The sequence below is a fragment of the Ruegeria sp. AWH4_226 genome (assembly GCF_056159225.1).
Genome location: NZ_JBSWUU010000008.1, coordinates 1 through 316 on the forward strand (window position 1 = coordinate 1; position 316 = coordinate 316).

Annotated in this window: 1 protein-coding gene; it reads left to right on the plus strand. The window is 60.8% G+C overall.

The features are described from left to right. A partial coding sequence (locus ACXAET_RS22740; RefSeq protein WP_475191114.1) for an EF-Tu/IF-2/RF-3 family GTPase occupies positions 1-316 on the plus strand: 316 nt, incomplete at both ends.

Sequence of the window (316 nt, forward strand, 5' to 3'; positions counted from 1 at the left end):
TCGTGTTGAGCGTGGCGTGATCAACGTTGGTGACGAGATTGAAATCGTCGGCATCCGCGACACCACCAAGACCACCTGCACCGGCGTTGAAATGTTCCGCAAGCTGCTGGACCGCGGTGAAGCCGGCGACAACATCGGCGCCCTGCTGCGCGGTGTTGACCGTGACGGTGTTGAGCGTGGCCAGGTTCTGTGTAAGCCCGGCTCGGTGACCCCGCACACCAAGTTCGAAGCTGAAGCCTACATCCTGACCAAGGAAGAAGGCGGTCGTCACACCCCGTTCTTCGCGAACTACCGTCCGCAGTTCTACTTCCGGACC